Consider the following 20,362-nt stretch of genomic DNA (forward strand, 5'->3'; position numbering starts at 1 on the left):
CCTCTGAGCCACTCCTACTCCTCATCTATTGCCAGCTGGCAGCGAGAACGGCCTGCACATCCAGCGGCTGCTGATCGATGGCTTGATCCCAGGTGAGGCCGGTCTGCCGCGTAAAACCCGCCATCGCTTGGATGAGCTGGTCCACTTGCGTACTGAGCAGAATCTCTCCGTTGCCTGTTTGAATCGTTTCCGTACGATTCGCTGTGCTCGTATACCAGTTCTGGATCGTGACCGTATCCGTCGAACCATGGATGGCTAATCGCAGGTCATTGGCCTGGCGGCTGATCACGAGATCCAGCGGATTGATGCCGGTATCATAGAGAATCTGGTCCGCTGGCCCGCTATTGTCCCGCACCACATCTTGCCCCTCACCGCGAGAGAACAGGAAGGTATCGTTCCCTGTCCCTCCGATGAGCACGTCGTTTCCCAATTCGCCGGATAGTATGTCGTTGCCGTTTCCGCCGTTAAGGACATTGTTGGCACCGTTGCCGGTGAGCATATTGTTGAGCGAATTACCCGTTCCATTGACGGCACTGATTCCGGTCAACGTGAGATTTTCCACGTTCGCACCGAGCGTATGGGTCAGGCCCGTCTGAACCTCATCAGTCCCCCCATCAGCGACCTCCACCACGGTGTCTCCAGAACCAATGATGTAGGTATCGTTGCCGCCTCCTCCTGTCAGGGTATTGCCCGCTAGGCTAAGCAGACCATTCAGCACATTGGCCCGCTCGTTGCCGGTTCCACTGATCGCGGTGAAGCCCACCAGAGTCAGATTCTCCACGTTGTCAGCAAGGGTGTGGGTGATGCTACTGACCACCGTGTCCGTACCGCTGTTTACCTCTTCAATGACCGTATCATCGACACCGATCACATAGGTATCATTGCCTAACAACCCAGTCAGCACGTTGGCGGCACTATTGCCCGTGAGCCGGTTGTCAAGATCGTTGCCGATCCCATTGATCGCCGCCGAGCCAGTCAAGACCAGGTGTTCTACATTCACCCCAAGACCATAGGTCACAGAGCTGGCGACCGTGTCGACGCCTTCGTTGGCCGCTTCGGTCACGACATCACCGGCCTGATCCACTATATACAAGTCATTCCCCGCACCACCGACCATGGTATCGGCCCCGGCCTTGCCGTCCAACAGGTTGGCCTCGCTGTTGCCGGCCAGCTGATTGCTCAAGGTATTCCCCGTCCCCATGCTTGGCCCAGTCCCTGTCAGTATCAGGTTTTCGACATTCGGACCCACGGTATAGGTAAGGAGCGAGGTCTGCACCGTATCGGTGCCTTCATCAACCAATTCGCTCACGACATCACCGGTGGCATCCACGACATAGGTGTCATTGCCGTGGCCACCATACATTGTGTCGTTGCCGGCGCCGCCGTCGAGCAGATCATCACCCTGTCCACCATTTAACTGATCGCTCCCTGCCAGCCCGCGCAACGTATCGTCGCTCCGGCCGCTGGTCAGCACATCGTTTTCCAGCGTGCCCACGAGTGTTTGGGGCAGAGGACCAGAGATAGAGAGCGTGAAGAATTCGGTCGTGCTGAGATGACCCTGGTCTGTGGCAGTGACGGCGAGCTGCAGCACACCAGCATCGCCGGCACCTGGCGTACCGCTGAACGTGCGTGTGATCGGATCGAAGCCCAGCCATGCCGGCAGCGGGCTGCCGGTGGCCAACGTGGCTTCATAGGATAGCTCATCGCCGTGGATCTGGTCTGGGTCGGTGAAGGTAGTACTGGGAACCGTAAAAACGAACGGTGAGTCTTCGGCGGCGGTCTGGTCTGCCACCGGAACCGTGACCGTCGGGGCATGGTTCGGAGGATAGAGGTCAATCAGGTTCATCACGTTCCCGTCGGCAAACTCCAGTGCCGAAACCACCAGGGAACCATTCGTGCCACGGGGGTCAAAATCGGCAAGCACCAGTCGATCGGTCCCATCGATCCCGACATAGATAGTCAAGGTGCGCGCAGCCTCGTCTTGCATGAAGATCAAGTCATTTTGACTGATGCCGGCTCCAAATCGAATTCGATTCCCTGCGCCGAGCAGCGCCGTATCATCAACCGTGTCACTTCCATCACCAATGTTAAAAATGTAGGTATCGCTTCCGAGACCGCCCGTCAGTGAATCGTTGCCGCGCCCACCGATCAAGAGATCGTCCCCTGCGAGACCCGTGATCCGATCAACCACATTCGTGCCGGTGATGGAGTCATTGCCGTCGGTCCCCGTCAGATCAAACCCGCGTTGGACAAGCTCGTCATAAGACAGGACGGTGCCATCGACAAATCGGAAGGTTTCGATCGTGCGCGGCCCCAACACATTGTTTGGATCAAAATAGGACAGATGAAGAGCATCACCGCCGGTGCCGATACGCATCAGCAGCGAACCCAAATCCAGACTGAGATCGGTGGGATCGATTCCCGCACCAAATTCGAGCGTATTCGTACCGCTAGGTAGGCTTGTATCATTGATCGTATCGACTCCGTCACCAGGATTATAGACATAGGTGTCGTCGCCAGGACCGCCCGTAAGCGTGTCATCCCCGGTTCCTCCGGCAATGGTGTCGTCACCGGCACCGGTATCCACGATGTCGTTGCCACCGAGCGCATCGATTACATCATCCCCGGTTCCGGTCGTGATCGTGTCGTTCCCTTCGGTGATAGTCGGTCCGAAGAAGCCGGCAAGGCTTGCCGTGCTGCCATCTGAGAAGGCAAGAGTTTCAACGACGGATGTGCCATTCACACCGGTCAGATCGAAGCCGTTTAGCACCAGCCGGTCCGTCCCACCCGTGCCGACTTGAATGGTGAGCGTTCGAGCGACTTCATCATGCGCCACGGTGAGGTCATTCCGGCTGATCCCTACGCCGAATTGAATTCGGTTCCCCTCGCCGACAGCCGCGACATCCTCGATCGTATCGATGCCGTCGCCGAGATTGAAGAGATAGGTATCGTGGCCGGCCCCACCGCGGAGCATGTCGTTGCCGAGCCCGCCAACGAGAGTATCGTGACCTGTGAGACCAGATAGCACATTCGCATCTTCCGCGCCGATCAAGACATTGTCCAGTTCGTTGCCTGTACCATTGAGCGGCGACGGAGGCATGCGGTTCTCCTCCTCGTCTGAGATCGCCGGGGGTGAGATGAGTTCCAAATTTTCGAGATGCTCTCCCAGCACATAGGAAACGGTGCTTTTCACTGTGTCGGTTCCTTCATTCTCCAACTCCACCGCCCCTTGCTCTTGATCGTGGACGATGTAGGTATCGTTGCCGAGCCCTCCGATTAAAAGATCGTCGGCTTCACGTGGAACGGCGTCTCGTCTATCCAGCCCGCCGCCTAGGAATGGTATCCCACCAACAAACGAGAGGTTTCCAGCATCCTCCATCAGAATGTCATCACCCTCTCCACCGATCAAAATATCGCTGCCGGTTCCTTCGATGTAGGGTGGCCCTTCTAGCTCACGAAAGATCCCTCCAACCAACACATCGTTCCCGGCACCGCCGTCAAGGATGTTGTCACGTGTATTACCCACGATGAGATTATCAAGTTCATTTCCGACCCCGTTGTCGGCGATGAAGTCGGTGAGGAAAAGATTCTCGACGTTGGCGGGCAAGGTGTAGTCGTACGCACTCTGAACAGTATCAATCCCTTCGCCCGGCGCCTCGATAACCTCATAATTCCCAGGGATGCCCGAGCTTCCCAAGAGATAGGTATCATCCCCATCCAGCCCGGCGAGAGTGGCGGGAAAGGAAGCTGCGAGGACATCATCGGATGAAGTAGCTGTGAGGATATCGACGTTCGAAGATGACCAAACCAAGTTCCATTGAGTACCATCAGCGAATCGCACGATTGCTTGCGTGGTTTCCGGCCCCACCGCGAACCAATCGGTGGAGAGCACTACGGTCAGTCGGTCCCCGCTGTCAGAAATAATAATGTCGGCAACGGAAGGAGAGCGCCACGTCATTGCAACATCGGCAGGAGCGATCTCGGCGGCCAGCTCGATGAGATCGATGTCGTTCCTGTTATTGTCCAGCGTCACGTGATCGACACCAGCTCCTCGACCGAAGAGAACCCGATCGACACCTGTCCCGAGGATCAGTGTATCGTCCCCTGCCCCTCCATCGAAAAGATTATTGCCCCTGAAGTCGAAGAGGCTGTCGTCACCGGCCCCTCCTATCAGCCGGTCGTCACCAATGACCTGTTGTCCAGACAGCGGTTGGAACGTGAGATCTCCGTATAGGGTATCCTTACCACGCCCTCCCATTAATACATCGTTCCCGCCCGATCCGATCAACACATCATGGCCATCGCTTCCCAGAATGGTCTCACTTTCGAATGACCCTGTGACGACGTTGCCGATCAGCGCCCGTGCGCCCAGCTCGGCACTGCTCCACAGCGTGCCATCGGCAAATCGGACCTGCTTCTGATCGTATTCGGGCGAACCAAAGAACGACAGAAGCGTCAACTCGTCCGTCGTCCCGCTGATGGCCAGCTCAAGGTTGAATCCATTGCGGTAGACCTCGACAGCTTCAGCAGCCACCGTCGAATCGAACTGAATCGTATCGATCTCACCGGCTGCCTCTGAATCGAACACCGTATCGCGACCCGAGCCCAGGCCGAAGAGATACGTATCGGACCCACCGAATCCGAAAAGTGCATCATTCCCAGACCATCCGTCGACCACGTTGGATGCATCGTTGCCCCGTACATCGTTATCCAGCATGTTACCGATTCCATTGATGGAGATGGTTCCACTCAACGTGAGATTCTCGACATTCACGCTGAGACTGTAACTCACAGTGCTCTGCACCGTGTCTACACCTTCATTGGCCTCCTCAATGACCATGTCGCCGACATGGTCCACGACATAGGTGTCATTGCCGTCGCCACCAATCAACGTGTCGGCGCCAAGTCCGCCGTCCAACATATTGTTCGCCCGGCCGCCGATGAGGGTGTTCGCTAAATTGTTCCCATATCCGGCCACCGATTGTTCGAATGAAGCGTAGAGGATGAGGGAGAAACTCGCAAAGTCCGGCACTCGAGGATCAAGCAGGGTGAGATTTTCGATGTTCACCGGCAGGCGATAATCGTGGCCGGCAATCACCCTATCGATGCCGCCTGTGGTGGTTTCAACAAGGATATCGTCATCGCCGTTCGGTCCGATGACATAGGTGTCGTTGCCGTCACCACCCGCCAGCACACTGATCGACCCATCGGCCTTCAGCACGTTGTCCAGTTCATTTCCCACTCCGATCAATGAAGCACTGCCGGTGAGCGAGAGGTTTTCCACGTTGGCTCCAAGCGTTGCGCTGATGCTGGTCTGCACCGCGTCCGTTCCCTCTCCGGTCAATTCAACCACCGTATCGGCCGCGCCGACCACATAGGTATCGTTCCCCAATCCACCTGTCAGGACGTTGGCACCACTATTGCCGATCAGCACATTGTCGAGTGCATTGCCGGTGCCATGAATAGCCGCACTCCCCGTCAATGTAAGATTCTCGACATCGGTTTCCAGGGTACGTGTGACACTGCTCTTGACCGTATCGATTCCCTCATCCGCTAGCTCCGTAACCGCATCTCCTGGATCATCCACGATATATTCGTCATCACCAAACCCGCCCGTGAGTTGATCTGCCCCGGTCCCTCCATCGAGTAGATCGTTACCGGCCAATCCGATTAGTTGGTCGTCTCCGGCTAGGCCAACCAAACGATCGTGATCACTCGTGCCAACGAGAGAATCCGGTCCCTCCGTCCCGGTAATGACCGACCGCGTGAGATTCTCAATGAAGGCCTGATCCCAAACCGTGCCATCGGCAAATTGCACCAGCTCGATCTGAAACGGAGGGGCAAGGAAGTAGAGAGACAGGGTCAGCCGGTCGGCGCCACCACTGAGACTCAGGACAAGGTCATGGTTGTTCCGGGTAACGACAACATCTGAGGGAGCCACCTCGGGTGCCATGCGAATCACATCCAGGCTGCCCTGAAATTCTACAATCGTGTCTTGACCTGCCCCTGGGCCAAAGAGATACGAGTCGTTGCCCTGCCCGCCGATCAACCGGTCAGTCCCCAACCCGCCATCGAGTGTGTCGTCGCCCAGTCCGCTCCGAACCACGTCGGCACCGTCACCGGCAACAACCCGATCCACCGTGTTCGTGCCGGTGATCTGATCATCGCCGTCAGTTCCGGTCAGATCGAACCCCCCGGCGAGCAGTTGCTCGTATGTTAAAACACTTCCGCCACTAAAGCGGAAAGACTCCACCGTGCGTAGGCCGAGCACATTCTTTTGCTCGAACGTATCGAGTTGAATCGCATCGCCGCTCGTCCCGACTCGAATCAGCAGATCACTCTGATTGGGATGAGACTGATCGGAAGTAAGATTGAGACGGAGATCAGTTGATGTGATGCCGGTCCCGAACACAACCTCGTTGCCTGCCTCGGCTGATGCGGAATCGATGATCGTGTCGACGCCGTCGCCCAGGTTGAAGAAATAGGAATCGTTGCCTTCTCCACCTTCAAATCGGTCGTTGCCGAGCCCACCGCGGAAGCGATCGACCAGATCGGTGCCGGATAAAAAGTCGTCGAACTCGGTGCCGTCGATATCAAAGCCACGTGCCACCAGATCAGCAAAGGAGAGCACCGTACCATCCGCAAATTGAAACTGCTCGATCGTCTGCGATCCGAACACATCGAAGGCAGAGCCTGACTGAATCCCGTCTGAACCGCCTCCCACGGTAATAACGATCTGCCCAAACTGCGAGGAGAGCGAGACCGAATTGGACGTGATGCCGCTGCCGAACACGACCGTATCGGTATCAGCATCAGAACCGGAATCAAACACAGAATCGAGCCCATCTCCTATATTGAAGCGATAGGTATCGCTCCCGTCTCCACCGAGCAATTGATCGTCCCCGACGCCGCCAATCAGTACATCATCGCCTGCCTCGCCTTCGAGCGAATCATTCCCAGCATCCCCGTTCAGTACATCGTTGCCATCGCCGCCCCGCATGACGTCGTCACCAGACCCGCCGGAGATCTGATCGAGCCCACCGTTGCCGAGCAGCACATCGCGTCCATCGCCCCCGTCGATCACGTTGCCGATCGTCCCTCCAATCAGCAGGTCGTCGCCGGCAAGCCCTCGAATCGTGCGGTAGATCTCTTGGCCATCCAGAGTGTCGAATCCGGCCGTACCCACTAGTTCCAATCCATTCGCAAGTAGCTGGGAAGACGTCAACATGGTCCCGTTCGCAAACACGAACTGGTCAACTCCAAGGGATGCCAACTGGTTGCCGGGATCGAACCATTGAATCTCCACCGCATCACCCGCCCCCCCGGGGCGTAGGACCAGGTAATTAATGGCCGTACCGGGATCTCCCTCCTCCTCGCCGCCTCCACCAGGAATAGTGACTTGTTTGAAACTGAGACTGAGATTGGCTTGTGAAATCCCCGAGCCAAAGACCAGGCGATTGCCCTCTTCTGACGTGTCCTGGATGGTGTCGAACCCGCCGCCCTTAGCAAAGATATAAGTATCCTGCCCCGCTTCACCAAACAGCGTGTCGTTGCCGGCGGCACCCATCAATACGTCGTTTCCAGCCCCTGCATTGACCACATCGTTGCCGGCCCCTCCAAAAATTCGTTCTCCTTGTGACGTGCCGGTGAGCTGATCATTGCCGAGACCTCCCGAAATGCTCAACCCGTTTGCGGCGAGCTGACTGTAGGTGAGGATGGACCCATCAGAAAATTCAACTGAGTCGATCGGATGGGCCCCATTCAGGTTATTGGTGCCAAAGTTCTGGATCTGAACCGCATCTTCTCCGTTACCGGTGCGAATCACGAGAGAATCGTTCGGACCCACAGCCGCTATAATGGCATTTGAGCTGATTCCCGCTCCGAACACGAGCCGGTTCCCCTCTCCAGCGGCTTCTTCGATAACATCAAACCCGTCGCCTAAATCATAGAGATACGTATCTTGCCCGCCTCCACCTACCAGCGTATCGTTTCCACTACCCCCAGCAAGAGTATCGTTTCCTCCACTTCCTCCGATCTGACCATCCGCGTCACCGACGAGGATATCGTCACCCGCGCCTCCGTCGATCAGATCATCGCCGTCGTCTCCCCTCAGCCCATCATTGCCATCGCCACCGAATATCTGATCGTTGTCCTCTTCACCGAAGATTCTGTCGTCGCCAGCATCACCAGCGAGGACATCATCACCCAATCCGCCTTGGAGTTCGTCGTTCCCTTCTCCGCCAAAGATCGTGTCTGCATCGGCTCCGCCACTCACAAGATCATCGCCTTCGCCGCCGTCCAGTTCATCCAAGCCATCGCCGCCGATCAGCACATCGCTTCCTTCATCACCGAATACGACGTCGTTACCGCTTTCCCCATCGAACTGATCGTCTCCCTTTCCCGCAACGATCTCATCGTCTCCTGTGCCTCCAAACCCTACGTCATTCCCCTCGCCACCGACCAAACTATCATTCCCCACCCCGCCATATAGTGCATCGACGCCGGCACCGCCGAGCAAGGTATCATCACCACCACGGGCAAACAGGACATCATCCCCGTCGCCCCCTTCCAGCCAATCATCCCCTTCCTGAGATGGATCAATACCGTCATCATCCCCAGACAACAGATCATTCCCCGATCCGCCCAGTAACACATCATCCCCGGCATTCCCATCCAATTGATCATTGCCGGCACCGCCGGTCAGAAAGTCATTGCCGGGCGTGGTAGGATAAATCAAATTCAGACCTTGCTCCGTGTCTCCAATGAGGACGTCATCCCCCTCACCGCCGTCCAGGAAGTCGTCTCCGCTATCGCCGCTAAGCGCATCGTTGCCCGCGCCTCCTTCCAGCACATCGTCGCCCGGGTGAAGAACACCCGTGGCATATTGGGTCACATAGCTTCCGTCAGGGTTCCGCTGAACAATCTTGCCAGTTGTATAGACATCCCCCCAAAGCACATCATTGCCGGCCCCTCCAAGCAGTCGATCGGCATTTCCACCACCCCCTAAGAGATCATTCCCGTTTCCGCCATCAAGATAATCTCTCCCATCACGGGCTCCCCGAGGGTCAGGGATTGGATACGTCCAAGGAGTTTCCGGCTCGTCATCAAGAAAGTAATCTCCGTGCAACGTGTCGTTATCGTCTCCACCATAAAGAGCATCGTGACCTCTTCCTCCAACTAAGTAGTCGTTTCCTCCATTTCCGACAAACACGTCGTCCCCATGGGCCAGATGATCAAATATAACTGCATCGCGACCTTCTCCCCCGGTCAGATGTTGATGATACGCCCCAGTAATTTCGATCGTGCCATCAGGAGATCCAGCCAGAAAGAGTCCGGCAACACCCATCGCAACTCCATCCGTCACCCCTTCCCAATTTTCTTCATATATCTGGTAGCGGGTATCCGTATTGCCTGCGAAGGGCTTCATGCTCACCACGCTTTCAATCTGCGTCGTATGTGTCGCATCACCATTGGTATCCACCAGTGTGGCGGAGAGTGTAACGGTGGCGTCGGCTGACACCTCGTCGCTCGCGACTAGGGTAAATAGGATTTGATCGGCACCCTCCGGCACGATCACTTGAAATCTCCCATCGGCTCCGATGGTCTGTGCGCCGTCGTCCGTCGCAACACTGAGTTGGTCGGCCTGTGAGCCCTGCAATCGTACTACGACTCGTTGCCCGCCCGTTCCCGCTGCAAAAGGTAACGACAGACGGAACACTTCTCCAAGGTTTTCCTCGACCGTGGCATTCGATGCCCCGCCCGGCACAAAACCAGGCGTATGAAACGGATTCGGCCCCACTCCTGTCTGGATCACCACCGTTTGGCCGGCCTGCTGGACAATGGCTTGAGCCTCTTCAAGCGCGGTCCGAAGCGCGGAATCCAGTCTCGGATCACTTAGCGCCTGCGCATACGCGTTGGTGAACGGATTGAGCTCCGCAAAGCTGAGCGAGCGACCGAGATCAAAGAGGGTGTCTGGCACATCGTGAAGCAAATCCAGCACGGCATTGCCTATGCCTTGGGCTGTGTCATGAAGGAAGATTCCCAGGACCGTTGTCGTGTTGGTCAGGAAATCCGTAGCGGCACCCGCTAAAGCGCCAGCTTCTTGGTAGATTCCCGATGCTAACCGAGCACTAAAGTCTGCTGCATTCTGTCCTGCTGCGTTCGCTTGTGCTCGCAAATAGTTCATGCTATTGGTCAGCCAATCGGCATCACTGAGCAAATGTGTCGTGAGCTGTGCGTAATCAATGATGAGACCGCTTAAGGCTTGACCCAGCGCGGAGCCGACCAAGCCGATTCCTGACGTGGCCGCTAGATACACAGACATGCGAAGAGTGGCTTGCCCGGTCGGTAAGTTGTTGAGCGAGGCGAAGTTTTCTCCCAGGATCCGACTGAGAACTGCTTTGACCTCACCCAACTGTTCCGCCGCCCCCTGTAGGCCTTCATAGACGCCGGCGGCAAAAATCAGCCCTGCACCGCCAAGCGCCACAGCCCCACCGGAAACCGGCAGAATGGACCGCACCGTGTTCCAATTCACATGGGCATACTGCGGGAACATGGCGTCCATCACTTGATCGATCTCATTGGTTGGAGCAAGTTGCAGCACGAGCAACAATGCCCCCGTTGTCCGAAGCGCGGCCTCGAATTCGTTATAGGTCCCGTCGTTGAACAGGTTGCCTAGCGCAGCGCCAAGCTGCTGCCCTGTGGAGACATGCAAGTAATTCGGCGTGGCAAACGGCAGAACTGTGAGCTGATACCCAGCGTTGGTCGGGTTCAAGAAAGAGGTTTCTAGGCGGTGGGCTGCGATGAAATCGGGAGTGGAAAAATCAATCACGCGCACATTGCCGCCGACGTGGCCTTCACCAAGGCGGCTGACCATGTCACCAGCGGCACGGAAGTGGTTCACCTCAATGCCAGCCAAACGCGCGCTATCGTAGCCCTGGCCAGGAGCAAGATTTTGCACAATGCCTTGCACACCACCAAAGGCGTTAAATGTGGTTAAAGTAAGTGGGGCGTGATTTGTTTCGTTGGAGTAATCATATGCCGCATACTGTGCGAGAGCTCCTCCAAGGCTATGGCCAGTGAAGTCTACTTGATTAAGATTCCCGTTAGACCTTAGCTCAGCCAAAAAATCAAATAGAGGACCTTTGTTTGCGGCCCACTGAGGCCACCCCAAATTGAGATCCGAATACGCGTCCTGAAAACTCGGTTGCGTTCCGGTAAATGCAACAATGCATTTGTTCGTGTCAAGGTTTCGGTAAACGAGAGCGAGAAAGCCTGTCCCGGCGTCGGGGAACGCTCGCAAAAATTGATAACCACTGCCAGGACTAGGTCCAGCAGGCTGATAGGCCAGACTGCTTGCGGCTAAGAACGTCTGCGCTTGAGTCTCGGAGATCATGGTTGGGCTCCTTTTGAGCAGAGATCAATCATTTTGAGCGTTCGACGATTCTTGTCGGTGGGGCGGCGATCAGATTCAAGATTGGGCGCGTGAGAGAAAGCAATCTTGCACCCATCTGGCGAAATACCGACTCGAATAGCGAATCCTGTGATGATTTTTTGCGTGTCTCCGTTCTCTTGAACAAGATAGACTCCCTGAGCGCCAGGGTCGTTGTAAGACTTAAACCCACCATGGTATGTGATGGTCATCCCTTTCCTCGTTGGATCAAAGCGAACACCGCCTCCTGCATTCCACGCTCCTGATGGAATCTTTATCTCGGTGACATTACCGTCAGGCGTTAAAAACCAAACTGGATGTGGCCTATTCTTTGGCCAAAGATTGGTAACACCCCCTGTGGCAGGATCAAAGAACCACCCATACAAGAAGTACGCACCTTTGAAATCAACATAGTCGATGCGCTCCACCTGACGTACACCAAACGGTAAGGCCAATCCCTCCGAGTCTCCTTTTTTGAAAAACACGACTGGCGAATTCATGCGAGGAGAGGCATGCTTATCCCCCAGATCTAGGTATCCATGTCCCTCAATCAGGTACCGACCACTGTGACCACGCTCATGACTAGCATTCGTTTTCACTGCTCTACAATTCAAGGGATCTGGTAAGTCATTAGTGTTTTGCTGATACGGTTGCTCTTTCCCCAACGGCCCACGAAAGAATCTATACTTCCAGGGGCCGCCGGCTGGGTTATCTATCTTTTGTCCCAACAACACGATGCCGTTCCGATAACATAGGGATGAGATATTGTGTTTCTGCACGACCACAGAATTCTTCATTGTGTCCCATACCACAACCGCCTCATGTTCTTTTGAGACAGGCTTCCCCTGCTCGCTGCCCAAAAACAGCACCCGCTCATTGTCGAGCCAATACACATCCCCAGGGAAGCTGTTCGTTGCCCATACGCCTGAATCAACGATTGGATACGGCGGTGCTGAATCTCCCCAGGCCGCCCGATGCGGGCTTACGGTCATCACGAGAAATGTCAGAATCAGCCACAATCGCTGCATGATCAGACCTCTCAAGTCTTCTTGCTTGTTGCCGTGAGTTTCCTCATTGCGCTCCACATGACTCGCCTGTTCTTCTACCATTCAATCTTTTGTCTTTGGTTTCCTTGCGTCGCGCAACCCCACCAGCACCTGCTGAATCTGCTGCTGCAGTCGAGTCAGAGCACCAAGGTCCATCGCGACGCGGGTGACGAGATGGCCGTCCAAGCCTTTCGGGGCCGCTTGACCATTCTTCGCAGCTTTTGCAATCGCAGCAAGCAGCGCCGGCTCGATGAAGCCGAAATCCAGATAGGCAATGCCCTGCGCAACGCCGACGTTGGTGTAATTCGCTGCACGTGGGTGAGCGGAGGGCTCGGAGGGTTTCAATCGTACATTCAACGCAATAGTGGTGTCTTTAGATTCGCCCATACATTCACACTCCTTTGTCTGGGGATAAGAGACCGTGAGGACCATGACCACACAGGAACAAGCAGATGCATTGTGTTCCTAATCAGATGGGTGCGTGAGTCTAAGGGGCTGTCAGTTAGCTGTCAAGAAAGTCCTCGTCAAATCGGCTTCAAAACGGGCCGGGTGGAATCTGCACGAAAGCGCCGAGAGGTTGTAACTAGCCGAAAGAGGGGGGATGGAACCAGGCCGGACAGTCTCAATGGCGCTGTGACGGCCCACTGACAGGCCCACGGACTCGTAAACACCAGGCTAGGGCTTACCACGCCATCGCCCCAATAGGAAAAGAATCCCGGTACCTTTTCTAGTGTTCAAGATTCTTCAGGGTCAAAGACCTCGGATGCCACAGAGTCGTGCTTTACGCTGCCACCTCAGCGCACAAGACCTCCGCCTGCTCCAACACAGTTTGGGTCGCCTTCTCCTGCTTATCTGGTGGATAGTCGTACTTCCTGAGAATCCGCTTTACAATCACACGGAGCTGAGCTCTGACGTTCTCCCGTACCGTCCAATCAATCGTGACATTCTTGCGAACTGCTTCCGCCACTTCGCGCGCAATGGTCCGTAACGTTTTGTCTCCGAGCACCTTCACCGCACTGTCGTTGGTTTCGAGCGCGTCATAGAATGCCATCTCTTCCTCGGTCAGACCAAGCCTGTCCCCTCGCTCATGGGCCCGACGCATGTCTTTGGCCAAGCCGATCATCTCCTCGATGACCTGTGCGGCTTCGATTGCTCGGTTCTGGTACTTTCGCACCGCCTGCTCCAACAGCTCTGCGAAGGACTTCGCCTGCACGACGTTCCTCCGAGACCGTACCTTGATCTCTCCGCTCAGCAACTTACGCAACAGTTCAACCGCCAAGTTCTTCTGAGGCATCCCGCGTACTTCCGCGAGAAACTCATCAGAGAGAATCGAGAGATCCGGCTTCTTGAGCCCAGCAGCAGCAAAAATGTCCACGATCTCATCGGACACCACTGCCTTTGAAATGATCTGTCGAATCGCATAGTCGAGTTCCTCGTCAGTTTTCCGCTCGCCTGGAGTGCTCTTCGCCAACACAGAACGGACAGCCTGAAAAAACCCGACATCATCGCGAATGCGGAAGGTCTCCTCATGCGGCACAGCCAGCGCGAAGGCTTGCGAAAGATCGGTCACAGCACGGAGGAGACGTGCCTTCCCGTCCTGCTGCTTCAAAATATGCTCTTGTGCAGCAGGCAAGACCGAGAGTCGCTCTTGCGGCTTGCCGGTCATCCATGGCGACCAATCAAAGCCCGGCGCCAGGCCGGCAGACGTGGTGTATGAACCGAAGAGGCCTCGGCATATTTCATACTTCTCCAACATCACCGCGACGGCTTCTGCCTGGTCAATCGCCGTCTTACCGGTTCCGCCACTCTCAGTGTAGGTCCCAAGAGCCTGCTTCAGTTCGTCGGCGAGGCCGAGGTAGTCCACGACCAATCCCCCGGGCTTATCCTTGAATACGCGGTTCACACGCGCAATGGTCTGCATCAGCCCATGCCCGCGCATCGGCTTATCGAGGTACATCGTATGGAGACTTGGCGCGTCAAAACCGGTCAGCCACATGTCACGAACAATGACGAGTCGAAAGGGATCTTTAGGGGCACGGAACCGTAGAGCCATGTCCTCGCGGCGTTTCTTATTCCGGAAATGGCCCTGCCACTCGATCGGATCGGAAGCCGAGCCGGTCATAATCACCTTCATCGACCCTTGGTCATCCGCATCGGCATGCCACTCTGGACGTAGGGCAGCTATCTCTCGATAGAGTTCCACGCAGATTCGTCGGCTCATGCAGACCACCATCGCCTTCCCATCCATTGTGGCCAGGCGATCTTCGAAGTGATCGACAAGGTCTCGCGCGATCAACTTGATCCGATTCTCCGACCCCACCACTGCTTCCAGCTGGGCCCACTTGGTTTTGAGCTTCTCCTTCCGCTCGACTTCTTCCCCCTCAGTCGCCTCTTCAAACTTGGGGTCGATCCTTGGCCGCTCGGAGTCTTTCAGCTCCAGCTTCGCAAGTCGGCTCTCGTAATAGATGGGAACAGTCGCCTTGTCGACGACTGCCCGCTGAATGTCGTAGATGCTGATGTAGTCGCCGAATACAGCGCGGGTGTTCGCATCGGTCTTCTCAATCGGCGTCCCGGTGAATCCGATGAACGATGCATTCGGCAACGCATCGCGCATGTGGCGGGCAAAGCCGTCGATGAAATCATACTGGCTCCGGTGAGCTTCGTCCGCGATCACGACGATGTTCCGGCGATCAGAAAGCACGGGATGACGGTCGCCTTTCTCTTCAGGAAAGAACTTCTGGATGGTGGTAAACACTACGCCTCCGGACGCCACGCTCAGCTTTGCACGCAAGTCGGCGCGGTCGGTGGTTTGGACAGGGTCTTGCCGAAGCAAGTCACGACATCGCGCGAAGGTCCCGAAGAGTTGATCGTCAAGGTCATTGCGATCGGTCAGCACGGCGATGGTTGGGTTGGCCATCGTCGGATGGAGGATCACTCGCCCCGCATAGAAGGCCATCGTCAAACTCTTACCCGATCCCTGTGTATGCCACACTACTCCTACCCGTCGGTCGCCAGGCTCACCACCAGGCTGATGCCCAGACTTGTATTGACCCAAGGGATCGGCGGCTCGATGCTCTGCCGCATATCGAGCAGCCCGCAATGTTTCTTCGACAGCCACATTCACCGCATGGAATTGATGGTAGCCCGCCATCTTCTTAACGATCTTCCCATGCCCCTCATCTTCGAAAACGATGAAATGCCGCACCAGATCGAGAAACCGCCATTTCTCAAAGACTCCTTCCAGGACAACTTGCAACTCAGAAATCGTGGGCGCAGCGTCCTGAACCCCCGCAATCGTTCGCCACGGCTTAAACCATTCCTTCCCAGCCCCAAGATTCCCGATGCGAGCCTGGACACCGTCAGAAATAATCAGCGCTGCATTCGTGGCAAAGAATGAAGGTATCTGTGCCTGGTAGGTCTGGAGTTGGTGATAGGCCGACCAGATGGTTGCATCTTCGTCCGCCGGGTTCTTGAGCTCGATCACCGCCAGGGGCAATCCGTTCACGAACAGCACCACGTCCGGCCGCCGCGTATGCTGGCCTTCAGAGACGGTGAACTGATTCACCACCAGCCAGTCATTGTTATCGGGCTTTTCGAAATCGAGCACTCCCGCTTGCGCGCCCGCAATCGAACCATCTTTCCTGCGATACTCGACGTTCACCCCATGGACGAGCATCCGATGCGCAGCGCGGTTCCGTTCGACCAATGAGGGAGCATCGGTGCGGGTCAGCTTGCGGTAAGCGTCTTCGAGTGCTTCTGGTGGCAGGTCAGGATTCAGGCGGACAAGCGCCTGGCGTAGCCGCCGCTCCAGCACCACATCGCGATAGTTCGGGTCGCTGCGCTCGGCAGCCAGTTCACCCACTGCGATGTCCGGCCCGTGCAGCACTTGGTAGCCCAGTGCTTCGAGCCAGGCGAGAGCGGCGGATTCGACGATGGACTCGGCGAAGGCTGCTGTCATGGCGACTCCCAGAGCGTTCGCACAGGAACTGCAAACAGGCCGTCGCGGAAGTCGACACACGCGCTGCCGTCATAGAGAACGACACCGGCGATAAAGCGTTCTCGGGCGGCTTCGCGCAACTTGCGAAGCCCCCGGAAGTCGGCTTCGCCAACCGTGGCGGCGGCCTTCACCTCAATGCCAGCTACGGCCGAATGGCCCTTCTCCATAACGATGTCTACCTCGAAGTCATCGCGATCGCGGAAGTGGAAGAAACTGAGAGGTTCAGGCCGCCAGCTTGCCTGGCGCCGTAACTCCTGCAACACAAACGTCTCCAAGAGAGAGCCCAACATCCGCCGGTCCCTGTCTAGTCCCACAGCATCGACACCGAGCAGCGAACAGGCGACACCCGTATCGCCCACATGGAGCTTGGACCGCTTGACGAGTCGGCTCAACCGGTTTGTATGCCACGACGGTAAACGTTCCAGCAAGAACACGCGTTCGAGTAGCGTCACGTACTCATGGATGGTCTGGCGGGTCAACTCGAAAGGCGAAGAGAGATCCGCGACATTGACAAGCCGTGCGGTCTGGGCAGCGGCCAGAGCAAGAAGTTTCGGCAACGCATCGAGCGAATGGATACGTGTCAGATCTCGCACGTCGCGTTGGATCTGCGTTTCGACATAATCGCGATACCAGGCACACCGGCGCGCCTTGGCTCGACGCGCCATGGCAGCGGGATATCCACCAGCCGCAATGCGCTCAGCAAGGGCTACGCCAAGGCGGTCAGCGATCCCTGTCTTGAATCCTCTGCGAAACAGCGTGTCGATGAAGCGCGGCCGCCGGTTCTCAATCTCGCATTGTGCGAGCGGATGAAGCCGCAGAATGCCCATACGCCCAGCGAGCGAATCGGCGAGGTTGGGAACGAACAGGACGTTGGCGGAGCCGGTGAGAATGAAACGGCCAGGAGTTCTGCGATGGTCGATGACAGCCTTGAGCGACGTGAAGATCTCCGGAACCCTCTGCACCTCGTCGAGGATGGTCCTTGCTGGGAGACCGTTCACGAAGCCGACCGGATCGCCCTTGGCGGCGAGGCGCATGGCCTCGTCGTCGAACGACACGTAGCGATATCCACGTGGCTCGCCGACGGACCGCGCCAGCGTCGTCTTGCCGCTCTGGCGCGGTCCGTGTATCAGTACGGCCGGGGTATCGCCGAGCGCCTCGCGCAGACGGGGCGCGAGGTAACGAAGGAACTGGGTGGCAGCTCTGGACACAGCTGATGGTAAATCCGGCAGCGGCTGAATGCAAGTCTTTGGAGCGGCTGAACGCTAGAATGCGTGTCGGCTGTTCGCTAGTTTCAACCGGCCCGTTCCGTCACCTTCCCATCCCGACGAACTTCTCGGGGCTCTCGAACCACAGATCGCCATGGACGAGCGGCTGCACTGTCTCGCACAGATGCTGATCCAACCCAACATCGCAATAGTTCGAGTTGCTGCGCTCAGCGGCTAGTTCACCAACGGCAATGTCGGGACCATGCAGCACCTGGTAGCCCAACGCTTCGAGCCAGCCAAGGGCGGCATCTTCGACTACGGATTCAGAGAAGTTACTCATAAAGGCTAACCGAACTCACGGGCGAACGGCTGCTTGTCGACAATGGCAGCGTTGATTTTGGCATTCAACCACTTCTTGAAATCACGTTCTGCATCAAGAAGCGAGACTATTTCGTCTAACTTCGATAACACCACGACAGCCCCACGAACCATTGCATCCCGACACTGTGCAATGGCTGGATCAGTGAAATCGGAATAGGAAATGAATAACCCTCTCGCTTGACCACCGCGGCTAAACACTCGAACGAGATGTGGAGCGATATTTTCTACGCCAATCGGGGCATTCCACCACTTCATTTCGACCAGATAAAGATGTCCATCAAGCTCAATGAGACCATCTATCTGTTCGATCACCCCTTCTCCGCAGTTGCCTCTAATCGTGAAATCCTCGCGTACCAAAATGTCGTAACACCTGAACAGGTCGTTCAGTACACGCTCAAGCAGTTTTCCGCGTTGTTGTGCATCTTGTTGGGCGAATAAAGCGTATAAGTCAGCTTTAACTTTGTCCCGCTTTGCTTTCTGCTCCCGCCGTAATTTCGCTGCTGCTTCCTGATCTGCAATCCGCTTCTTCCTTTCCTCGTCTTTCTCGTTGCGCATCCGAGTAAAGCTATCTTTGACGTTGACCAGTTCTCGCACCTGCGCAACTAGCCCTCTGGCTGCTGCACGGTCACTCTCCCAGCACACGCTGAAGTCGTCAAACTCAGTCACACGTTTAAGTATCTCCCGCCGTTCTCGCAACGCACCCTCGCCTTTTTCATTGACGTTGGCTAGGAGCGATCGGGTCACGTGATACTTATTGAAAGTCTCCTTGCTGGTTCGCAATGCTTCTTCATAGGGAGCTAGCACACTCTTGGACACGCCCGCGCCTTGGAAGAATAGGAGCAGATCGCGCTTGGACTTACAGAGCTTCGGGATTGTATCGATCAACAACTGTAGCAATTCTGGCGGATAGTGGAACGAGATATCCATCACGCAATCTCAAGAATACGCTCGGCGTCCTTTACCCTTAGCTCACCGGAGATGAGCTTGGGCAGCAGTGTGTCGCGCAGGCCGGCGAGGGTGCGGTTCTCGAAGTAAGGCTCCGGAATGCGCACCAGAATCGGTCGCACCAGGTGATTGAACGCCACGCGAACGTCTTGGGGCGGGGCAACTACAGGCATGGTGTCGAGCAAATCAGTCCAGACCGCGTAGGGGATTGTACTTCCCGTGGAATGCCGGGTTGCGAAATCGATCGTATCGGGGTGGTGTAACTGCAATGTCGCGAAAGCAAAATCATGAGCGCGTCGTGGATACAGAACAAAGGCCGTCGTACGGGTCGTCCCATCGAACGGGGCGATACACACTTTGTGGAAATACGGCCGCATTGCTCCAAACAGAATATCGCCCTTGTAGAATTTGGTGAGACTGCTCTGAGCTTCCTCACCCGACTTGCTCTCAGACAGAAAGAGTGACTTCGGCGAAATGCAGTCGATTGGGACGTATGGACGAGCTGCCGTCTCCAGCGACGCGGCACAGCGCTCCACACGTTGGTACAGGAAGTCACCAAACGCACCCACCTCCCACCCCTTCGGTATCTCCCCCAGCTCCGAATCCTCGAATGAATCAGGGAACAGGTCAGCAACGTGCTTTGGCAGGCCGGGGTCGCGGCCTTCGGTCTTGGCGCGGACGGGGACGAAATCAATGAACCACGACTTGAACAGCGCCCGTGCCATCGCCTCCAGCGTCTCGTTCATCCGCCGATTCATCTCGATCTTGTCGTCCAGGGTGCCGAGGATATGGGCGATGGCAGATTGTTCGGGTAGCGGCGGAATTTTGAATGAGAATGATCGAATGATGCCTTCATTGAGGTTGGGCATTGTCGCTCCGATTGCGTGGAACTTGAACCACTCCACCGTCGCTGGGTTAGCAAGCACATGGGACAGGAAGTCAGGGCTGATATTACCGTCATGAGCTCTAACGCGTAAGCGTATTGCGCCCGTTCCGCAGATAAACCCGCTTTCGGCCTCACGCACGCAACCGATATGACCTGTTGCCTGCACGCCTCGACGTGCGAATAGGATATCGCCTGGTTTGAGCCGATGTTGTGCAAGCTCCTCAACTTTGCTTAGCGTTATCTTGGGAAGAACAGAGTGATTGATCTGTCGATTACGAATCGCCTCTGTGGGAACTACGGGAACTCCGTTGGCGACATAGTCGTAGGCGTGTAACTGCGTGCCGAATGGCCCCGTCTGAAGTTCTAGAACTCCCGCGTCGCAGAGGTCACCAATCGTACGATCTTGCCACTCAACCGACATACCCGAGCTCCTTCAGGCTCCTCTTATCTGCATAGTCAGCACAGCGGTCT

General features: G+C 56.2%; 8 protein-coding genes. All 8 read right to left on the reverse strand.

The window, feature by feature from the left end; genetic code table 11:
• Nucleotides 1–25 precede the first annotated feature (25 nt).
• The 8 genes from P0120_02765 to P0120_02800 all read right to left on the reverse strand — a co-directional run bounded on the left by P0120_02765 (nucleotide 26) and on the right by P0120_02800 (nucleotide 20,312).
• Complete coding sequence (locus P0120_02765) at nucleotides 26–11,395, reverse strand: calcium-binding protein (GenBank protein ID MDF0673253.1); 11,370 nt, start codon at nucleotides 11,393–11,395, stop codon at nucleotides 26–28.
• The gene (locus tag P0120_02770; GenBank protein ID MDF0673254.1) at nucleotides 11,392–12,324 is read right to left on the reverse strand and encodes a hypothetical protein; all 933 of its coding nucleotides are present in this window, start codon (nucleotides 12,322–12,324) and stop codon (nucleotides 11,392–11,394) included. Before P0120_02770 ends, P0120_02765 begins: the two co-directional genes overlap by 4 nt.
• Nucleotides 12,325–12,540: 216 nt before the next feature.
• The gene (locus P0120_02775; protein MDF0673255.1) at nucleotides 12,541–12,864 is read right to left on the reverse strand and encodes a hypothetical protein; all 324 of its coding nucleotides are present in this window, start codon (nucleotides 12,862–12,864) and stop codon (nucleotides 12,541–12,543) included.
• A 394-nt stretch (nucleotides 12,865–13,258) separates the two neighbouring features.
• The gene (locus P0120_02780; protein MDF0673256.1) at nucleotides 13,259–16,435 is read right to left on the reverse strand and encodes a type I restriction endonuclease subunit R; all 3,177 of its coding nucleotides are present in this window, start codon (nucleotides 16,433–16,435) and stop codon (nucleotides 13,259–13,261) included.
• Entirely contained in the window at nucleotides 16,432–17,682 is a 1,251-nt protein-coding gene (locus tag P0120_02785; protein MDF0673257.1) for an ATP-binding protein, read from the reverse strand. The genes P0120_02780 and P0120_02785 overlap by 4 nt, the downstream gene beginning before the upstream one ends.
• 100 nt (nucleotides 17,683–17,782) lie before the next feature.
• On the reverse strand, nucleotides 17,783–18,019 hold the full coding sequence (locus P0120_02790; GenBank protein ID MDF0673258.1) for a hypothetical protein: 237 nt from the start codon (nucleotides 18,017–18,019) through the stop codon (nucleotides 17,783–17,785).
• Between the two features lie 5 nt (nucleotides 18,020–18,024).
• A complete protein-coding gene (locus tag P0120_02795; GenBank protein MDF0673259.1) occupies nucleotides 18,025–18,987 on the reverse strand; it encodes a restriction endonuclease in 963 nt (320 codons plus the stop codon).
• A complete protein-coding gene (locus tag P0120_02800; protein ID MDF0673260.1) occupies nucleotides 18,987–20,312 on the reverse strand; it encodes a restriction endonuclease subunit S in 1,326 nt (441 codons plus the stop codon). Before P0120_02800 ends, P0120_02795 begins: the two co-directional genes overlap by 1 nt.
• Between the last annotated feature and the right edge of the window lie 50 nt (nucleotides 20,313–20,362).

Origin of the sequence: Nitrospira sp. (assembly GCA_029194675.1) — a bacterium.
Lineage (GTDB): Bacteria > Nitrospirota > Nitrospiria > Nitrospirales > Nitrospiraceae > Nitrospira_D.

Excerpts from the sequence above, each read along its gene's own strand:
- P0120_02765 (MDF0673253.1), bottom strand. The coding sequence starts at position 11,395 with ATGATCTCCGAGACTCAAGCGCAGACGTTCTTAGCCGCAAGCAGTCTG.
- P0120_02775 (MDF0673255.1), bottom strand. The coding sequence starts at position 12,864 with ATGGGCGAATCTAAAGACACCACTATTGCGTTGAATGTACGATTGAAA.
- P0120_02780 (MDF0673256.1), bottom strand. The coding sequence starts at position 16,435 with ATGACAGCAGCCTTCGCCGAGTCCATCGTCGAATCCGCCGCTCTCGCC.
- P0120_02790 (MDF0673258.1), bottom strand. The coding sequence starts at position 18,019 with ATGAGTAACTTCTCTGAATCCGTAGTCGAAGATGCCGCCCTTGGCTGG.
- P0120_02795 (MDF0673259.1), bottom strand. The coding sequence starts at position 18,987 with ATGGATATCTCGTTCCACTATCCGCCAGAATTGCTACAGTTGTTGATC.
- P0120_02800 (MDF0673260.1), bottom strand. The coding sequence starts at position 20,312 with ATGTCGGTTGAGTGGCAAGATCGTACGATTGGTGACCTCTGCGACGCG.